Below are 16,586 nucleotides of genomic sequence, written 5' to 3'. Positions count from 1 at the left end.
CGTATCATGCTGGGCGGGACTGTACGGTCACTGGTGTAACTCCTGCTCAAGGAGAACGCACCTGATGAGTACTGTGATCCAGGCATCGACGGAGATCGACCTGGAGGACGCCGGCGTGGCCCGCAAGCAGCCCAAGGGGAGCAAGGCCAAGGATTCGGATCGGGAGCTGGTGGCCCGGCTGGTCGACCAGGCCCGCGCCGAGGGCGTGGAACTGGTGGGCGAGAACGGGCTGCTCGGCCGGCTGACCAAGCTCGTGCTGGAGTCCGCGCTGGAAGGCGAGATCACCGACCATCTCGGCTATGACAAGCACGAACGCGGTGCAAGCGAGACAGGCAACAGCCGCAACGGCGCCCGCTCCAAGACCGTCATCACTGACATCGGGCCGGTCGAGATCAGCGTGCCACGCGATCGGGACGGCAGCTTCGAGCCGAAGATCGTGCGCAAGCGGCAGCGACGCCTGTCCGGCGTCGATGAGATGGTCATCTCGCTGGCCGCCAAGGGCCTGACTACCGGAGAGATCTCCGCCCACCTTGCCGAGGTCTGCGGCGCGCAGGTGTCCAAGCAGACCATCTCCACCATCACCGACAAGGTGCTGGACGGGATGGCCGAGTGGCAAAACCGGCCGCTCGACCCCGTCTACCCGGTCCTGTTCATCGATGCCATCCACGTGAAGCTGCGCGAGGGCCAGGTCGCCAACCGGCCGATTTACGTGGCGATGGCGGTGACGGTGGACGGCGAGCGCGACATTCTCGGGCTGTGGGCCGGCGACGGCGGCGAGGGCGCCAAGTTCTGGCTGCACGTACTGACCGAGATCAAGAACCGCGGCGTCGGCGATGCGTTGATGGTGGTCTGCGACGGCCTCAAGGGCCTGCCTCAGGCCATCGAGCAGGCCTGGCCCCAGGCCGTCGTCCAAACATGCGTCGTTCACCTGCTGCGCGCCTCGTTCCGCTACGCCGCCCGCCAGCACTGGGACGCCATCGCCAAGGCCCTCAAGCCGGTCTACACCGCGCCCACGGAGGCTGCCGCGCTGGAGCGGTTCCTGGAGTTCGCCGAGGTCTGGGGCGGGAAGTACCCGGCGATCGTGAAGCTGTGGGAAGACGCCTGGGCCGAATTCGTGCCCTTCCTCAACTTCGACACCGATATCCGACGCGTCATCTGCTCCACCAACGCCATCGAGTCCGTCAACGCCCGCATCCGGCGGGCAGTCAAGGCTCGAGGCCACTTCCCGAACGAGCAGGCCGCGCTCAAGTGCGTCTACATGGCGATCATGAGCCTGGACCCGACCGGGAAGGGCCGCAAACGCTGGATCACCCGCTGGAAAGCCGCACTGAACGCCTTCGCCATCACCTTCGAAGCCGCCTGACCCCGACCGCCCGATAATCAAACAAGATCGAGATACACCACTGACTGGACACACCCTGCTGGGCTGGGCGGGCGATGGTGCCCTGCTGGGCATAGTGCAGGTCACGCCGAAGCGGGTGCAGGGATTCGCCCTTGTTGACGGCTGCCTTGCCGTCCACTGGCCATCCCCCAGAGGGTTAAGTAGCGGCCTGGGCGCCCGGTGAGGATGGACATGCACGGTCAGAGGCCATCGATCTCGCGGAGCAGAGAGCGGACGTGGGCGGCGTCCGGATTGCCCAGGTCCTCGAGGATCAGCAGTGCCTCCCCCAAGCTCTCCCGGGCCTCGTCGAGCCGGGCGGCTCGGAGCTGGACCCGCCCGAGGTTCTTGAGGTTGACCGCCTCCGCCCGGCGGTTGCCGATCTCCCGGTTGAGCTCCAGTGCCTGTCGGTAGCGGGCCGCGGCCGCGTCGAGGGCGCCGCTGCCCGCATGGGCGTCGCCCAAGCTGTCGATGACGTAGGCGAGCCCTCTTCGATCGTTCAGCGTGCGTTGCACGTCGACGGCGACCCCTGCGGCTTCGATCGCTTCCTCGTGGCGGTGGGCCAGTGTGTAGGTGGCCGCCAGCGCGTTGAGTGCGAGCACCTGGCCCTGGGCATCGCCGCTCTGCCTGGCGATGGTCAGACTTCGCTTCGCGAGGTCGATCCCCTCGCCCAGCCGACCCTCCAGGTAGCGGACGGTCGCCAGGTGGGCCAGGGCTATGGCCTCCTGGGACCGGTCGCCGAGCCGCTGGAAGAGCCGGAGCGCCTGCTCGACGCAGTCACGCGCGTCGTCGAGCCGGTCAGTCCGGTGGTAGAGGTTGCCCATGGCGTCGAGCGCCTGCGCCTCGGCGTACGCGTCGCCGGCCCGCCTGGCCGACTCGAGCGCGATCAGCTGGGCGGCGCCGTAGTCGTCCCATGCCTGGCGGAGTTCGAAGTAGACCCACGTGGCCTCGGCGAGCTGCCAGGTGTGGGAGTGCAGCCCGAGCTCGGCGGCCTGGCGTATGGCGGCGAGCAGGTTCGGCCGTTCGCCGTCCAGCCAGTCGAGCGCTTCCCGGTCGTTGCCGAAGGAGGGTGGCTCGACGCCGTGCTCGGGCACGGGGATGGCGGGTTGGCCAGGGCGCAGCCAGGCTCGGGCGTTGGCGGCGCCGTGCAAATACCAGTCCAGCGCCCGGCGCACGGCCGCGTCGCTCTCGTGCGGGTCCCCAGCGGCCTCCTCCGCGGCGTACGCGCGTACCAAATCGTGGAACTCGTACCGGCCCGGGCGGCGCTGCTGCAGTTGGTGGGCATCGACGAGCCGGTCCAGCAGACGCCGGACCTCAGCCGGCGCCACGCCAGTCAGCGCCGCGGCTGACTCAAGCCCGAAGTCGTTGCCGGGATGCACCCCGAGCAGCCGGAACAGCCGGGCAGCGGCCGGATCGAGCGCGTGGTACGACCACGAGAAGACGGCGCGCAGGTTGGCCTCCACGTCGTCTCCCGTGTCGAGCACGTTGAGCCGGGCCTGCTCATCGCGCAGCTGCCGGACGAACTTGGCGAGGGCGCCGGACGCTGGGCGGCTCGCCCGCTCGGCGGCGATCATCAGGGCGAGCGGCAGGTGGGCGCAGAGCCGGGCGAGCTCCTCTGCCGCTCCGGGCTCGGCGTTCACCCGGTCCGCGTCCAGGATCTCGCCCAGCAACGCGACCGACTCGGCGGGCGAGAGCTGGTCGAGGCTGATGCGGTGGGCGCCCTCGCGGGCGACCAGACCCCCCAGGCTGTTGCGGCTGGTGACCAGGACGACCGAGTGGGAGCCGGGCAGCAGGGGACGCACCTGCGCGGGATCTCTGGCGTTGTCCAGCACCATCAGCACGCGGCGCCCCGCGAGGACGTCGCGCAGCAGCGCCGAGCGGGCGTCCAGGTCGGCGGGGATCCGCTCGGCCGGAACGTCAAGCGCCCGCAGCAGGGTATCCAGCGCGGGGGCGGGCTCCATGACCGGGCCCGGCCCGAAGCCGCGCAGATTGAGGTAGAGCTGCCCGTCGGGGAACCGGTCCCGCACCCGGTGCGCCCAGTGCAGCGCGAGCGCGGTCTTCCCCACGCCCCCCGCCCCGCCGACCGCGGCGATCACAATCGGCTCCGAAGCCCCGGCCCGCCCGTCCACCTCTGTCAGCAGTTCGTCCAACCGCTCCAGTTCGGCGTGGCGGCCGGTGAACCTGGCGATGTCCGGCGGCAGCTGCCGCGGCACCCACTGCGCCGGGCCGACGGTCGCGACCGGCAGTCCGGCGGGTGCCGTCAGTTGGGCAGGCGCGGTCAGGTGAGCGGACGCCATGAGCTCGGCGGATGGTGCCAGGTCGGCGGAGTCCGGCGCGTCGGCCAGAATGCCCTCGTGCAGGCGGCGCAGTTCCTCGCCCGGATAGACGCCCAGTTCCTCGCGCAGCCGGGTCGCGATGGTCAGGTACGCCTCCAGCGCCTCGGCCTGCCGCCCCGAGCGATGCAGGGCGAGCATGAGCCGGCTCCATAACCGCTCGCGCAACGGATGCGTCGCCGCCACGGCCGTCACCTCGGGGATGATCTGCTCGTGCCGTCCGAGCACGAGGTTGAGCTCGAACCAGTGCTCCAGAGCCCGCAGCCGCTCCTCCGCGAGTTGCGGGGCGTGGTCCTGGTGCAAGGAGTCCGACGGCACGTCGGCCAGGGCAGGCCCTCGCCACAGCGCCAGCGCCCTTTCCAGGAGCTCGGCCGCGAGAGCCGGATCGTCCGCCTGCGCCGCTCGGCCGGTCAGGTCACGGAAACTCAGAAGGTCGATGACCGCGGAGCCAGGCTCGATCACGTATCCGCCGCCGCGGGTCTCGATCAAACGGCCGTCGTCGCTCAGGGTGGCGCGCAGTCTGGCGATGTGCGTCTGCACCGCCCCTCGCGCCCTCGAAGGCGCGCGCCCGTCCCATATCCGCTCGATGAGCTCGTCGACCGTGACCGGCCTGCTGGCACTCAGCAGCAGGGTCGCCAGTGCCACCCGCTGCTTGGCCGCCCGGACGGTGACCGCCCGGCCATCCCGCACCACCTCGATCGATCCCAGCACTCCGAGCCTTGTCTCCCCGTTCCCGCCCATGAGGGGATCTTGCCAAGAGGATCTGTCCGCATCCGGCCGCCTCGGGACGGACCCGAATCGGGAGCCGCTTCCTGAGCCTGTGGGACAGAGCCGGTGAGCCGAGGGTCGCCCGATCATGGTAGGTCCCGGCGTGTCGCCATCGCGCTGATGGTCGTGCCCGTGCTGGTTACGCTGTTGACCGGGAGAAGTCCACCGGGTTCGGCGAATGCTGCTCGCATTCGCATGGCCTCGCTTTTCGGGGTGACGGTGGCGACGTCGTCTCCCACGCCGTCGTCGCTGATCGTCATACGCAGAACGTTCTCAGCGCTCCAGGTGATGGCGATGGATACGCTGCGAACCTCGCTGTGTCGTTCGAGGTTGGTCAGGGCCTCGCTGATTGCGGCCACCAGGCAGCGCATCGCGAGCGGTGGCACGCTCCTCCTAGCCAAGGGCCAGGTCTCCAGCTTGATCCACGTACGTTCGAACCAGGTCGTCAGGCCATCCTGAAGTAGCGGGGCCGATGTCCCGGACAACGAAAGTATGCTCTTCAACAAGTGAACTCCCCCGAATTCGTGGTGATGCGGCCTCTTGCGTGAGCGCTCCGATCATGTCGTCGAGCACGCCGGCAACGGCGGCGGAGCTGTACAGGCCCGGCTCGAAGGTCGAACGATAGACTTTACGTCGGCCGACTTCTCGAGCCGCACGTAGTTGGCTCCGCGTGGCACGAACTTCCGGCCGGAAACGGTGAACCCGGTCGCGGTCATGTCGACTTTCGGCACCTCGGTGACCGCTGACGCATGGGCCTGAACTCCACCGGGGGAAGCGGTCGCCACAATCACCGCCCCAGCGCAGACAGCTATCGGGTATCGCATTCTTACTCCATTCAGTGCTTGTGATGTGTCGCTAGCGTGCGGTGCTGTTGCCGACGGGCGTTGCACGCCGGACCGTGCCCCTCCTCCCGGCCCGATCTCCGCACCCCCGTTGTGCTCAAGCTGGGATAAGATCTCTACCGGCGCGGAAGCCGATCGAGAGCAGTTGCTAAGTGTCTTCGGCGGGGCAGGTCATCCCTGCCACAAGAGCAACGCCACGGCCAGCAATGCGTATCCGCTGATCAAGTCAAACGCATTAGCGAAGGAACGGCCGTACAACCGCGCGGAGATCACGCTCGTGGGAATGGTGATCAGGAGCAACCACGGGCTCCAGGCGAGAAGCAGGCAGAATGCGATCTCGAGCGCGATCAGCCACGACCGGGCAAACAGCGCCTTCACGCCCAGGACGATCAACAACACTGCTTTCTGCGAACGCGTCGTGGGGGCGTCCGGACCCTCTGACGGGTTATGCTCTGCACGTCCGGCTAAAAAGCGGAGCAATTCGGCCAGCACGAAGAATCCCCACATCAGGATTGCGGACCACAAACCAATCCAAGCGGCTCTGCCGAAGCCGGCGCCTGACAGGGTCACCGCTGCCTGTCGCACGACTTCCCCTAGAGCTGCGCCGATCAGAAAGTACATCGGGGGCAGCTCGGGTGTTTTCCAACCCGCGCGCACGACGGGAACCACTCCCATGAGACCCGGCAAGACAAGTAACGCCATCGCCCACAGGGGGTCACGCCATGTCGGCGCTGCCACGTGAACGCCGAGCCATACGCCGACAGGCATGAACAGAAGCAGACCCGTCACTATTTGCAGGACTGCTCCAAGCCCGGCTCGATGGCGCTGTGTCGATCTCCTGGTCATAAAACTCCCCCGATCGCCGAAGCAGGATCACCTCACGAAAGCCGAGGTGTTAGCCGAGTTGAGCCCGGCGGTGACGCTGCTGTGTGCCCCCGTACGCAGCCCATTCCGGCAGGACCGATATGCCCTAGGGGACCCGTGTCGCCTGGAATACGGCCGTCACGCGCCCGTGACCAAACCAAACGCGTACCACTCCCGCAGGCGCAGCTCCCCCGACGATGCTGGGGCCCAAGCGCCTGCGGGGTCAGCGGGATCGCCAGGGATAGCGGGGACGGTTCTCCGCTGGAGCGACGTACCACTGTGTGGCGGACGGCATGCTCTCCGGCGATGGCAGGCTGAGCCGGTCGGTCAATCTCTGGCTCGCGTCGCGGCGCATGTCCTCGTACATGGTCTCGGCCTGCCGGCGGAACGAGGGCAGTTCCTCCTCGGGGAACCCCTTCTCCTCGTAGACGTCGAGCAGTGCCCGCAAGCCGCGCAGGCAACCCGTCCAGGAGGAGTCGATGGCTTCCTGCGCCGCGGCGCGTACCTGCTCAGCCGGCTTGGTGCGCAGTTCCTGCTCGTGGTCCTGCGCGACCAGCGACGACGCTGCCGTTACCGGGTCGTCGCCCGACACCAGCGCGGCGCGGTCGGCGTACATGCGTTCGCCGATCGACACGGCAATGGCGTCGAAGGCGGCCCAGCGGCGCATGTGGGCGGCGATCCGTTCTTCGATGCGCAACTGCACGCGGTTGATCCACTTGGCGATCAACCATCCTTCGGCCGGTCCTTCAATGGACTGGAACGTGCGGTGGCTGATCGCGGACACGTGGGGTGCGAGCCAGTCTTCGTCGACGGCACAGTAGAACCTCGTCTGCCCGTGGACGCCCGCGAGCGCTCGAACGCGTGCTTCCAGTCGCCGTGAGCGCAATCGCTCGGCGGCCAGCACGACAAGTCCGCCCGCGTCGATCGCGCCCTGCCGGTTGATGATCCAGCGGCGCTCCAGCCGGTGCCGGGCATTGGCCACGGCCTCGTCCCACATCTCGTCGGAGGCCGACAGCGGGTCGAGCCCGGAGGCGAGTACGGATTCCTCGGCCAGCCGGTCGAGATCTCCGCCGAGCACGACCTCGCCGTGCGCCGCCGTCTCGACCAGGAGCGTCACGATGTTGAGCCGACCGGCGTGGGCGAGCGGCCTGCGCGGGTCGGCGGCGCGAACCGGCACGTCCCGTTCGGCCAGCAGCGCGGCCAGTTGCTCACCCGTTTCCGCGGATATGGTGTGCAGCAGGACCGGGCGGCCGGCGGCGTGGTGTTCCGCGGCGGCGTCGGCCATGGCGGCCAGCTTGGCCTGGGTGGTGGCATAGACGAGGTCACGATGGTCGCGTCGGCTGCTGGAGCGCTTGACGTCGATCGGCTCCACGCTCAAGCCATAGTGGTGGGCGAGTTCGGCGGCGTCGGTCAGCGCCGTCGCGCTCACACCGGCCAGGTGCTCGTACAGCCGCAGAAAGGCGCCCATGCTGATGACCGCGAGCACGTCCTCGTCCCGCTTCAGCATCACGTGGTCGGCGGCCAGGTCGAGCAGAACGTGGTCGGCGTCGGCCACCACGGCCCGGTACGCACCCCGCCGCATCCGCTCGCCAGGTCCGCAACGCCAGTTGTCGTGCAGGTGGTCGCGGCCGAACTGCACGGCTGAGCCCACCGTCACGTCGGCCGCATACGCCTCATCTTTTCGCTCGTCTTCCTCGTGCTCGGACAGGTGGGCCACGCTCAGCCCGAGCAGTCGGCAGACGACGGTCGTGTGCGGCGCGCCGTCAGCGGTCATCAGGTGCACCCCGCGCCCTTCGAGCGCACCGAGGTAGACGGCCAGGGACAGCGCCGCAGGCCAGGCGCCGGGGTCGGCGACCTCCACCACCGCCCGATGGTGCATCGCGATCCCGGCCCGCAACTCGGCATCCGAGCACGGCCGACCGCCGGTGCGGCGCATTGCCTCCGAGACCGCCGCGTACGCCTGCGGCAGAAGGTCGTCCAGGCTCTCGCCCGAGGCGAGACGGCCGCGTAAGGCGCGGGTGAGCACGGCGAGCTCCCGATCCGACAGGGCCGCAAGCTCTGCAATCACCTTCCTGATCGTCGCGACGTGGTGGTAGGGCGGTCTGATGTGCTTCAAGGGCGTTCCTCGTTCTCGTCTCCGATCATCGCCGGCATGGCGGGCCGCCGGCCGTCCCAGCCCCGCGTGACGTGGTGGCGCAGCAGCTCCCTGCCGGCGGTGCGAGGAAGTGTCGTGGGAAAGTGATCCGACGTTGCAGTGGGTGCTGGCGCGGATCGGCGGTGTAACCGGCATGGGCCAGATGTGATTCCTTCACGTGTACGCAGCGAAGACGGGCTCAACTATTGCGTTCTGGCAGGCAATATGTCGTTGGCTGTGTATGCCGGGTTTCTTAACGCTCCCTGCCACTGCCGTCCGTGGCCTGGCGGCGGTAGTTGCGAGGGGCTTCCCCGTAGGCGGCACGGAAGGCGCGGCTGAAGTCGGCGGGATGGCTGAAAGCCCAGCGGGCGGCAATGGCGTGGATGGGCGTGCTGCGTTGGAGGGGGTCGGCCAGGTCGCGGCGGGCACCTTCCAGGCGCTGATGGCGAATCCATGAGACGACGGTGCAGTGTTCCTGCTCGAAGAGCCGGTACAGCTGCCGGACGGAGATGTGATGAGCCGCGGCGATCATCTCCGGTGTGAGGTTCGGGTCGTGCAGGTGCTGCTGGATGAAGGCTTGAATGCGCAACAGCAGGGTCCGGTGCCGAGACTCGGGCGGCACGGCTGATTCGGCGTCCAACTCGTGCGCGAACAGTGCGGTGACCAGGTCTATCAGGATCGTTCCCAATCGAGTGGCATCGCTCAAGCGATAACCGTAACCGTCCATGTCCAGGCAGGTGAGGAATCCGGCCAGGAGAGCTCCGATCCCGTCCCGCCCTCGTAGGGGTCGTGCTAAGAGCCGGTCGGCCTGAGCAGCCGGCAACGGCAGCAGCGCACGGGGCACGCGCACCGCGATACCCGATACGACGCCCTTACCCGTCGACCACGCCATGAATGGACGGGAAGAGCTGTGGAGTACCAGCTCATGACGACTGATCAAGGCTTCTCGGCCCGCCTGACAGACTCCGAAACTGCCGTGGAGAGCCAGCTCCATCTGGTAATGTTCAGGGTCGGACTGACGGATCATCCGCGAGTTCCGATGAGCTCGAAGTGAGGGCACCAATGCCGAGGTGACGTAGGCGGCATCCAAATCAAGAGCTCGAAAAGTCGCGCGGAAATCGTGTTCATGGTCGCTGCGTACCGCCAGCGGCGCCGGTGTGCGACTGGCCAACTCCCGCCAGGCCTCGAATCGCTGATCTGCCGGCAGATCCTCACTCCGGAACACGATCGGCATCCTTGTCCTCCCCGTGGACACTTTCTGCGTGACGAAATCAGGATAAAACGCCTGGCGAGGCCATCGGTATCGTTTTAGAAAAAGCTAAATTGTTCCGGCCCGTGACACGCTGTGCTCCATGGAAGTCCGGCTGAGCGGCTCTGGCATGCGATCCCGTGGAGCCGCAGAACTTCTGGTATAAACCCATCCATGGATCCCCTCACGACCCAACACCTGCGAATCGTGTCTCCACTGTTCGTCATCGAGCAATTGACGCATGCAGACTCGCTCGAGGATGACTGGGTTGTACTTGTCCGCGCGCCCGAAGGATTGACCGTTGTTCGCAAGGCCGGGCCTCGGGACCCAGGGGAACGGTGGATCGGTTTCTACAGTGGCGCCACCGCCCACGACCTTGACACTCCCGGCATGCTGTCGGCAATCGTCAAACCGTTGGCGGATGCAGCGATAACGGTGTTCGTCGCCTCGACTTCCCACGCCGACTTGGTGCTCGTTCCTCAGCAGAGAAAGCAGCAGGCCGTCACCGTCCTGGAGGAAGCGGGTCACCAGGTGGAACATGGGGGCGGCGAAGCCGGTGAACCGTTCTGGTCGCAGCACTAGTGCTGCGTTCCTCAAAGGGTGTAGGTGAACCGTCGGCGTAGCTGCCGTGGTAGCGGTGGTGGGCGTCCCCAGACCCAGGGTTTGGCCTGGGCGTTGAGTTGGGCGGTGGCGATTCGCGTGGCATAGTCGATGTCGTCGGGGCCGACGAAGCACTGCCCGGCGATGGCATGCCGCCGGAAGATGCGCCACCAGGCCTCTTGCAGGTTGAGCCAGCAGGCGCCGACCGGGATGAAGACCTGTCGGATGCGGGGATGGCCGGCCAGCCAGTCCCGGGTGGCGTAGCTGTTGTGGCTGGATAAGTTGTCGGTGATGACGAAGATGAGGCTATCGCCGGGGTTGGCGGCCTCGATCGTGGCGAGGAACTGCTGGTAGTAGTGGCTGCTGCGGGGCGGGGCGGTCATGGTCACCGCGGTCCCGTCGGCGATGCGCAGGCCTCCGTATACCCAGGTCTTTTCAGGGCCGCGAGAGTAGTCCAGCGGCGCTTTGATGGCTTCTCGTAGTTCGCCGGCTTGAGTTGCTAGTTGATCACGTTGAGTGATCCCGTGCGGTGACGGTCGGTCGCCTGAGAAGCGAACAGGGCTGGATAGACGAAGGGTGCGGCTCTCCCGCAGGGACTGATTCGCCCAGCTCAGCGGATCCCTCCATGAGAGCTGCACCCAAGCCAGATTCCCACGGTGGGCGGAATGACGGTCAGCCGCCCGCCGCCTGCCTCACCAGGTCCAGCAAATAGAGGACCGTCGATGCGGCAACGTCGTCGGAGTCGAGGCGCAAGACCTCCTCCACGCTGGGACGAAATTCTTGCCACTTGAGGTATTGGACGACTGTCATCGCCGCCGAACGGACCTTTGGACGTGGGTCTCGAACGGCAGCCTCGACCACCTCGACAGCTCGTGCGTCCGGGTCTCGCGGCCCTGTCACGGCGAGCCGCCGAAGCTCCTGTTTGGCCTGCGCCTCGCTAAGCATATGCAGGTGGACGAGCCCGGACAGTACGTCGGCATAGCTTCCGCACTCCCAGCTCGTCCGAATCGTCGCCTCCGTCGTCTTAACCGAGTCGCCCTGCAGTTCGACATGGCTCACTGCGACGATCGTGTCCAAGGTCAGCCGTACGACTGTCTTATCGGGGGTCTGCCAGTCGCACGCGGCGCGGTCGCCATCGCCGTACGACTCGGGCAGCCGAATTGGCTGCCATCGTTGGTCACCGGCGAATACGACAAACGGGTGGTTGGTTGCAACGTGACACCATCCCCCGTCCTCATCCCATTCGACCTCGCTGTCTTCGTCAAGCGGAGCCACAAAGGCCAGGCGCTGGGTCGACATGGTGGGGACTTTACAGGTTGGGTGCAGCTCTCATGGAGGGATCCGCTGAGCTGGGCGAATCAGTCCCTGCGGGAGAGCCGCACCCATTGACGAAGAAGCACCCGTGGTGATGGATCATGTTCTCGCCAAAGAATAAAGATCACAGCCACACGGGTGCATGGAGCAGCATACGGGTTCGGCCCTGCTGGGGCTGATAGGTGTGTCGGTGTTCGAGGTGGAACACGACGGGGACGATGGCCGGGTGGTGCACGTCGTCCCGGAGCGGTCGGGGCCGCCGTTATGCCCGGATTGCGATCTTCCTGCAGGCCGGGCCAAGCAGTGGGTGACGGCGCGGGCGGCGCATGTGCCGATCGGGCTGGAGCCGGTCACGCTGGTGGTGCACAAGCGGCGCTGGCGCTGTGACACACCGTGGTGTGAGCGGGCCTCCTTCACCGAGCAGGTGCCGCCGATCGCCTGCGGCGCCCGGCTGAGCCAGGCGTTGCGCGAGCAGATGGCCCGTCGAGATCGGCGACCAGGTGCGTCCGGTATCCGAGGTCGCCGCCACTCATCGGGTGAGCTGGCATACCGCCCATGCCGCCTTCGCGGCGGTGGCCGATCCGGTGCTGGAGCGCCCGCTGGAGCCGGTCGCCGCGCTGGGCATTGACGAGACCCGCCGCGGCAAGCCCCGCTATCGGCTCGATGAGCAGGGACAGCGGGTACTGCAGGCCGACACCTGACACACCGGCTTGGTCGATCTCGACGGCGGGCAGGGCCTGCTGGGGCAGGTCGAGGGCCGCACCGCCGAGACCATCATGTCCTGGCTGGCCGCGCAGCCGGCCGCCTGGCGCGACCAGATCCGGGTGGTGGCCATCGACATGAGCACCTCCTATGCCAACGCAGTGCGCGCCGCGTTGCCGCACGCCGTGCTGGCCGTCGACCACTTTCACGTGATCCAGGCCGCCAGCAAGGTCATCAACCTGGTGCGCCGTCGCGCCATCCATGCCCGTTACGGCCGTCGGGGCCGCGCTGGGGACCCGGAGTACGGCATGCGCCGCACGCTGCTGCGCAACCGGGAAGACGTGCCCGAGAAACGGGTGAACGCGATGTGGGAGGTCTTTCTGGCCGCCGGCGGCGCAGGCGAGCAGGTGCTGGCCTGCTGGGTGGCCAAGGAACAACTGCGCGCGGTCTTCCGTGCCACCTGCGCCAGCGGTGTCCGCGACCGGCTGGCCACCTTCTTCGCCTGGTGCGCCGATCACTCCCACATCCCCGAGCTGGCAGGGCTGGCCCAGACCGTCAGCACCTGGCGGCACGAGATCGCCGCCGCCGTCCTGCTCGGCGTCTCCAACGCCGCCAGCGAAGGCACCAACCGCATCATCAAACTGGTGGGGCGGATCGCCTTCGGCTTCCGCAACCCTGTCAACCAACGCCGCCGCGCCCGCTACGCGACAACACGGGTGAGCCGCCGACCATCGTCACGTTCCGAACCCACAACAAGATCACCCAAGGTGATCACATGACAACACCGGCCCCGTCAATTACGAAGACCCCGTATGTGCGCCAGCAGGATGTTATCAACGGCACGGTTCTCGTTGATCAGCTTGCCCACACAAGCACCGACATAGCGTCTAAACGCCAGCGGACAGCTCTCCGAGAAGGCGATGTACTCCTATGCATAATTCGCAATCTTCGCGTTGCCATTGTCGCCCCAGGAATTGACGGAGCAAACATAACGCAAGGAATGGTTCGCATCCGTCCGGGCAGTAACATCGTAGGCAAATATCTGGCATACTACCTATCCGCCCCAAGCACTCAGCAAAGGATGCGCGACCAGTATGTTGGCCTGGCGATGCCGCGAATAAACGTCCGCGACGCTCGTGGGTTGATTGTTGACCTTCCGCCACTCGACGAGCAGCGTGAGATAGTTCGGCGTGTTGACGAGCTACTTAAAATAGCCGATAGAGCCTTGCAGAAGATCGACGATTCCTCTACGCGCCTGGAGCGTGCTGGACAGGTCGTACTTGCGAAGGCATTTCGCGGCGAGCTCTTGGAGGCGAGCGAATGAATCACGAGAGCACCGTGCCTGCCGAAAACTCTATCCGGGCTGATCAAGCGGCGCGTTAATGCCCGTCGAGGACTTCACTGAGCCTGCCCCGTAGACGTATGGTGGGGGCGACGAATCGCTGTGGATCGGCAATTGGATCCGGCACGGTACACGGCGACACTCAGGCTCAGGCCAGCTGTTAACACCCACCGGATAATATTCGATACGGATCAGGCGACCCCAATCGGCCAATTGAATGAAAAGTGAGAATGTTCAAGAGATGCCATCCGCCCCATGGTTGCCCGTTAAATGCTCAGCGGCACCTGATACAGCATAGCACCATGCGATATTCTTGGACATTTCGAAACTGACATCAGCGCGCAGAGTGATATAATCGGATACGTTGAGATAGGGTTCGACATAAGAGCTTCGGACTTTTAATCCGCAGGCGCGCCAGCTTCTCTCCCTTCATCGCTCACATCCTGCACGCCGCCATGCCCCCGGCCTCTACGACCTGCGGCGGCCACCCGCCGGTCGAGGGCAGCGAACATGAACCGGAAACGAATGCTTTGTCCGGTAATCATAGTCAGATCTTTGCTTCGCCTGCTGTCCAAAACCGGACCTGATCGCAGGTATTTATAAAGGTGACAGGGATCAGGTGGCCCAAGTAATTGGGCCGCACCGACATGACTTCACCGCAGGACAACGCGACACCACCAACCACATCATCCGCCGTACCAGGCGAATCGCGAACCCTACCGCTCAGCACGACCGACGGCCCCGACCGCTGCAAAGAGCCCATCGAGTCGGCAGCGACGGCACATGTCATCCCCGGCCGGCGTACTGGAAACGGCTTCTCATCCCGCTGGCACGCATGGGTGCGTTCCTGCACACGGAAGCTGTCCTTACGCTGTGGCGCCTCGAAGCGATTCGCGATGAGACGGCGGCGACTCCGTGCGAAAACCGCCGGCGCCCCGTTCCGGCGTTGACCGTCGGATTCGGCCTTGACCAACGCCATCCAGGTGGGCGTCGATACGCCATGTCCGGCACGGCCATCGATGCGGCGGGGTGACGACCACGGGCGTGCTCGCCCGATCACGCCACCGCATCGGCCGCGCCGGACGGGAAGCACGACGGGCCCCGTCGCTCCACAACGCACAGACAGCGGCACGGGCGACAGGGGCTGCCGTGCGTCCATACCCAGCAATCACCGGGGCCATGACTGAACGGGGTAGCGCGGGATGCGTGTCCGGAACAGGAGCATTCAGAGGCACGCCCTTTGACCGGGGCGATCGGTCCCTTCACCAGCACCGCTACCGGAGCTGGGCGCAGCAATCCTGTGCCGAGTGCCACCCTGCCCCTCTCACGACCCCACGTCGGCCCCGCCCAACAGCACCGAAGAGAACAGGACAGTCACCACAATGGCCGAGGGACGCACTTTCAAACGCTGCTCCTGCCGCGACAGCGTCGGCAAGGCACTCGGGCAGCAATGCCCCAAGCTGCGCCGCGCCGACGGCGGATGGAGCTACCGGCATGGCATCTGGAACTATCAGATCGAACTCCCGCCTGGACCTGACGGTAAGCGGCGTGGGCCACTGCGCCGGGGCGGCTTCGCCACCCAGGACGCCGCCAAGGACGAACTCAGCAGTGTGCGTGACCTGCTGGCGCTGGCCGACCCGCGCGAGCCGGCCACCCGTACCCAGATCGCCGACCTGATCAAACGCACCCTGGCCGAGACCGACACCCTCCCGGACGCGGAAACGATCCGCCGCAAGATCAAGACTGGGCAGCATCTCACTCAGGAGATCACCGTCGAGCAGTGGTTGTCCGAGTTCCTCAACCGCAAACGGAAGATCGAGGAGACCACCCGCCGCTCCTATGAAGGCCACATCCGCCTCTACCTCACCCCCTACCTGGGGCAGCTCAGGCTGGATCAGCTCAAGGTTAGCGACATCGCGTTGATGTTCGAGCAGATCGAGGAGTTCAGCGACACCATCGCCGAACGCCGCGCCGACCCCGACCCGAAGGTTCGGGCGAGTGTGAAGTACCGGCGGCCGATCAGCGTCTCCACCATGCATCGCATCCGCGCCACACTGCGGCACGCGCTCAACATGGCCATGCGGCAAGACCGGCTCATCGACTTCAACCCCGCCGCTGTCTTGGAGATGGCCGCCCACACCCGGCCCAAGCCGCTGGTGTGGACCGACGACCGGATCCGCGCCTGGCAGCAGGACTACCGCAGCTACCGGGAGAGGGAGAAGCAGCGCCGGGGCGGGCGGCGGGTCGATCCCATCGACGCCTACACCGGCGTGCCCCGTCCCTCCCCGGTGATGGTCTGGACACCGGCGCAAACCCGCCTGTTCCTCGAAGAAGCACGACGGCATCGGTTGTTCGCCCTCTATCAGTTGATCGCGCTGCGCGGGCTGCGCCGGGGCGAGGCCTGCGGACTGCGCTGGAAAGAGGTCGACCTCGACGGCCAGACCTTGACCGTGAACTGGCAGCTCGTGCAGCTGGCTTGGGAGGTTCATGAGGGCACCCCGAAGACCGACGCCTCGGTGCGCACCATCGCCCTGGACAGCGACACTGCCCGGGTGCTGCGCGTCCACCGGCAGCAGCAACTCCAGGAACGGCTGGCCATGGGCGAGGTATGGACCGACAGCAGGTTCGTCTTCACCCAGCCCGACGGCAGCCGCCTGCATCCCCAGCACGTCTCCGACCAGTTTCTCTGGCTGGCCTACCTGGCGGGGCTACCGCCGATCCGGCTCCATGACCTGCGTCATGGCGCGGCCTCGTTGATGTTGGCGGCCGGGGTGGAGATGAAGGTGGTGCAGGAGACTCTGGGACACACCTCGAGTGCGTTCACCGCCGACACCTACACCTCCGTCTACCCGCAGGTGGCCACGGCCGCGGCCGAGAAGACCGCCGCCCTGCTCTTCGGTGACGAAGGCCAGGCCGCGCCCGGGAAACTCATCTCGCTGAGAAGCTGACAGTCGGATTAAGCATCCGGCCCCGCATTCGCCACCTTGTCGCGGCGAGGCGGGGCCGCTGCAGTTCCCGTAGCAGTCGGAGAGGCCTAATGGATCATGGTGTGTGCGGGGT

Annotated in this window: 13 protein-coding genes and 1 pseudogene; 7 read left to right on the top strand and 7 right to left on the bottom strand. The window is 66.5% G+C overall.

Annotated elements, in window-relative coordinates:
* Positions 1 to 64: 64 nt before the first annotated feature.
* A complete protein-coding gene (locus AB0H84_RS24625) occupies positions 65 to 1,363 on the top strand; it encodes an IS256 family transposase (RefSeq protein ID WP_357608371.1) in 1,299 nt (432 codons plus the stop codon).
* A gap of 218 nt (positions 1,364 to 1,581) precedes the next feature.
* On the opposite strand, the gene AB0H84_RS24620 is transcribed toward AB0H84_RS24625, so the two are convergent.
* The 5 genes from AB0H84_RS24620 to AB0H84_RS24600 all read right to left on the bottom strand — a co-directional run bounded on the left by AB0H84_RS24620 (position 1,582) and on the right by AB0H84_RS24600 (position 9,553).
* The gene (locus tag AB0H84_RS24620; RefSeq protein WP_357608369.1) at positions 1,582 to 4,452 is read right to left on the bottom strand and encodes a BTAD domain-containing putative transcriptional regulator; all 2,871 of its coding nucleotides are present in this window, start codon (positions 4,450 to 4,452) and stop codon (positions 1,582 to 1,584) included.
* Between the two features lie 113 nt (positions 4,453 to 4,565).
* Positions 4,566 to 4,865, bottom strand: coding sequence for a hypothetical protein (locus AB0H84_RS24615; protein WP_357608366.1), 300 nt, complete (start codon positions 4,863 to 4,865; stop codon positions 4,566 to 4,568).
* 627 nt (positions 4,866 to 5,492) lie between these two features.
* Positions 5,493 to 5,942 (bottom strand): hypothetical protein, encoded by a 450-nt coding sequence (locus tag AB0H84_RS24610; protein ID WP_357608363.1) that lies wholly within the window; start codon positions 5,940 to 5,942, stop codon positions 5,493 to 5,495.
* 466 nt (positions 5,943 to 6,408) lie between these two features.
* A complete protein-coding gene (locus AB0H84_RS24605; RefSeq protein ID WP_357608361.1) occupies positions 6,409 to 8,301 on the bottom strand; it encodes a hypothetical protein in 1,893 nt (630 codons plus the stop codon).
* A gap of 271 nt (positions 8,302 to 8,572) precedes the next feature.
* Positions 8,573 to 9,553 carry a helix-turn-helix domain-containing protein gene (locus AB0H84_RS24600; RefSeq protein ID WP_357608359.1) on the bottom strand — a complete coding sequence of 327 codons (981 nt, stop codon included), beginning with the start codon at positions 9,551 to 9,553 and terminating at the stop codon, positions 8,573 to 8,575.
* A 189-nt stretch (positions 9,554 to 9,742) separates the two neighbouring features.
* Between AB0H84_RS24600 and AB0H84_RS24595 the strand changes: the two genes are divergently transcribed.
* On the top strand, positions 9,743 to 10,150 hold the full coding sequence (locus AB0H84_RS24595; RefSeq protein ID WP_357608356.1) for an ACT domain-containing protein: 408 nt from the start codon (positions 9,743 to 9,745) through the stop codon (positions 10,148 to 10,150).
* An 11-nt stretch (positions 10,151 to 10,161) separates the two neighbouring features.
* On the opposite strand, the gene AB0H84_RS24590 is transcribed toward AB0H84_RS24595, so the two are convergent.
* Both AB0H84_RS24590 and AB0H84_RS24585 read right to left on the bottom strand, forming a co-directional pair.
* On the bottom strand, positions 10,162 to 10,806 hold the full coding sequence (locus tag AB0H84_RS24590; RefSeq protein WP_357608353.1) for a transposase: 645 nt from the start codon (positions 10,804 to 10,806) through the stop codon (positions 10,162 to 10,164).
* A gap of 34 nt (positions 10,807 to 10,840) precedes the next feature.
* On the bottom strand, positions 10,841 to 11,467 hold the full coding sequence (locus AB0H84_RS24585) for a hypothetical protein (protein ID WP_357608351.1): 627 nt from the start codon (positions 11,465 to 11,467) through the stop codon (positions 10,841 to 10,843).
* Between the two features lie 157 nt (positions 11,468 to 11,624).
* Between AB0H84_RS24585 and AB0H84_RS24580 the strand changes: the two are divergent.
* The 5 genes and pseudogenes from AB0H84_RS24580 to AB0H84_RS24560 form a co-directional block, all read left to right on the top strand.
* A pseudogene (locus AB0H84_RS24580) lies at positions 11,625 to 11,858 on the top strand (transposase family protein); the annotation flags it as partial.
* A gap of 160 nt (positions 11,859 to 12,018) precedes the next feature.
* Positions 12,019 to 12,183 (top strand): hypothetical protein, encoded by a 165-nt coding sequence (locus AB0H84_RS24575; RefSeq protein WP_357608448.1) that lies wholly within the window; start codon positions 12,019 to 12,021, stop codon positions 12,181 to 12,183.
* Between the two features lie 9 nt (positions 12,184 to 12,192).
* A complete protein-coding gene (locus AB0H84_RS24570; protein ID WP_357608348.1) occupies positions 12,193 to 12,963 on the top strand; it encodes a transposase in 771 nt (256 codons plus the stop codon).
* A complete protein-coding gene (locus AB0H84_RS24565) occupies positions 12,960 to 13,508 on the top strand; it encodes a restriction endonuclease subunit S (RefSeq protein ID WP_357608345.1) in 549 nt (182 codons plus the stop codon). Before AB0H84_RS24570 ends, AB0H84_RS24565 begins: the two co-directional genes overlap by 4 nt.
* 1,400 nt (positions 13,509 to 14,908) lie before the next feature.
* A complete protein-coding gene (locus AB0H84_RS24560; RefSeq protein ID WP_357608343.1) occupies positions 14,909 to 16,474 on the top strand; it encodes a tyrosine-type recombinase/integrase in 1,566 nt (521 codons plus the stop codon).
* Positions 16,475 to 16,586 lie beyond the last annotated feature (112 nt).

The sequence above is a fragment of the Nonomuraea sp. NPDC050786 genome (assembly GCF_040654115.1).
GTDB lineage: Bacteria > Actinomycetota > Actinomycetes > Streptosporangiales > Streptosporangiaceae > Nonomuraea.
The sequence above is the reverse complement of the archived record's forward strand: the minus strand, read 5'-3'. Positions and strand labels throughout refer to the sequence as shown.

Bases quoted from the DNA above. Each gene is read 5' to 3' on its own strand.
- AB0H84_RS24620 (WP_357608369.1), bottom strand. From the start codon at position 4,452: ATGGGCGGGAACGGGGAGACAAGGCTCGGAGTGCTGGGATCGATCGAG.
- AB0H84_RS24560 (WP_357608343.1), top strand. From the start codon at position 14,909: ATGGCCGAGGGACGCACTTTCAAACGCTGCTCCTGCCGCGACAGCGTC.
- AB0H84_RS24610 (WP_357608363.1), bottom strand. From the start codon at position 5,942: ATGTACTTTCTGATCGGCGCAGCTCTAGGGGAAGTCGTGCGACAGGCA.
- AB0H84_RS24600 (WP_357608359.1), bottom strand. From the start codon at position 9,553: ATGCCGATCGTGTTCCGGAGTGAGGATCTGCCGGCAGATCAGCGATTC.
- AB0H84_RS24565 (WP_357608345.1), top strand. From the start codon at position 12,960: ATGACAACACCGGCCCCGTCAATTACGAAGACCCCGTATGTGCGCCAG.
- AB0H84_RS24625 (WP_357608371.1), top strand. From the start codon at position 65: ATGAGTACTGTGATCCAGGCATCGACGGAGATCGACCTGGAGGACGCC.
- AB0H84_RS24595 (WP_357608356.1), top strand. From the start codon at position 9,743: ATGGATCCCCTCACGACCCAACACCTGCGAATCGTGTCTCCACTGTTC.
- AB0H84_RS24585 (WP_357608351.1), bottom strand. From the start codon at position 11,467: ATGTCGACCCAGCGCCTGGCCTTTGTGGCTCCGCTTGACGAAGACAGC.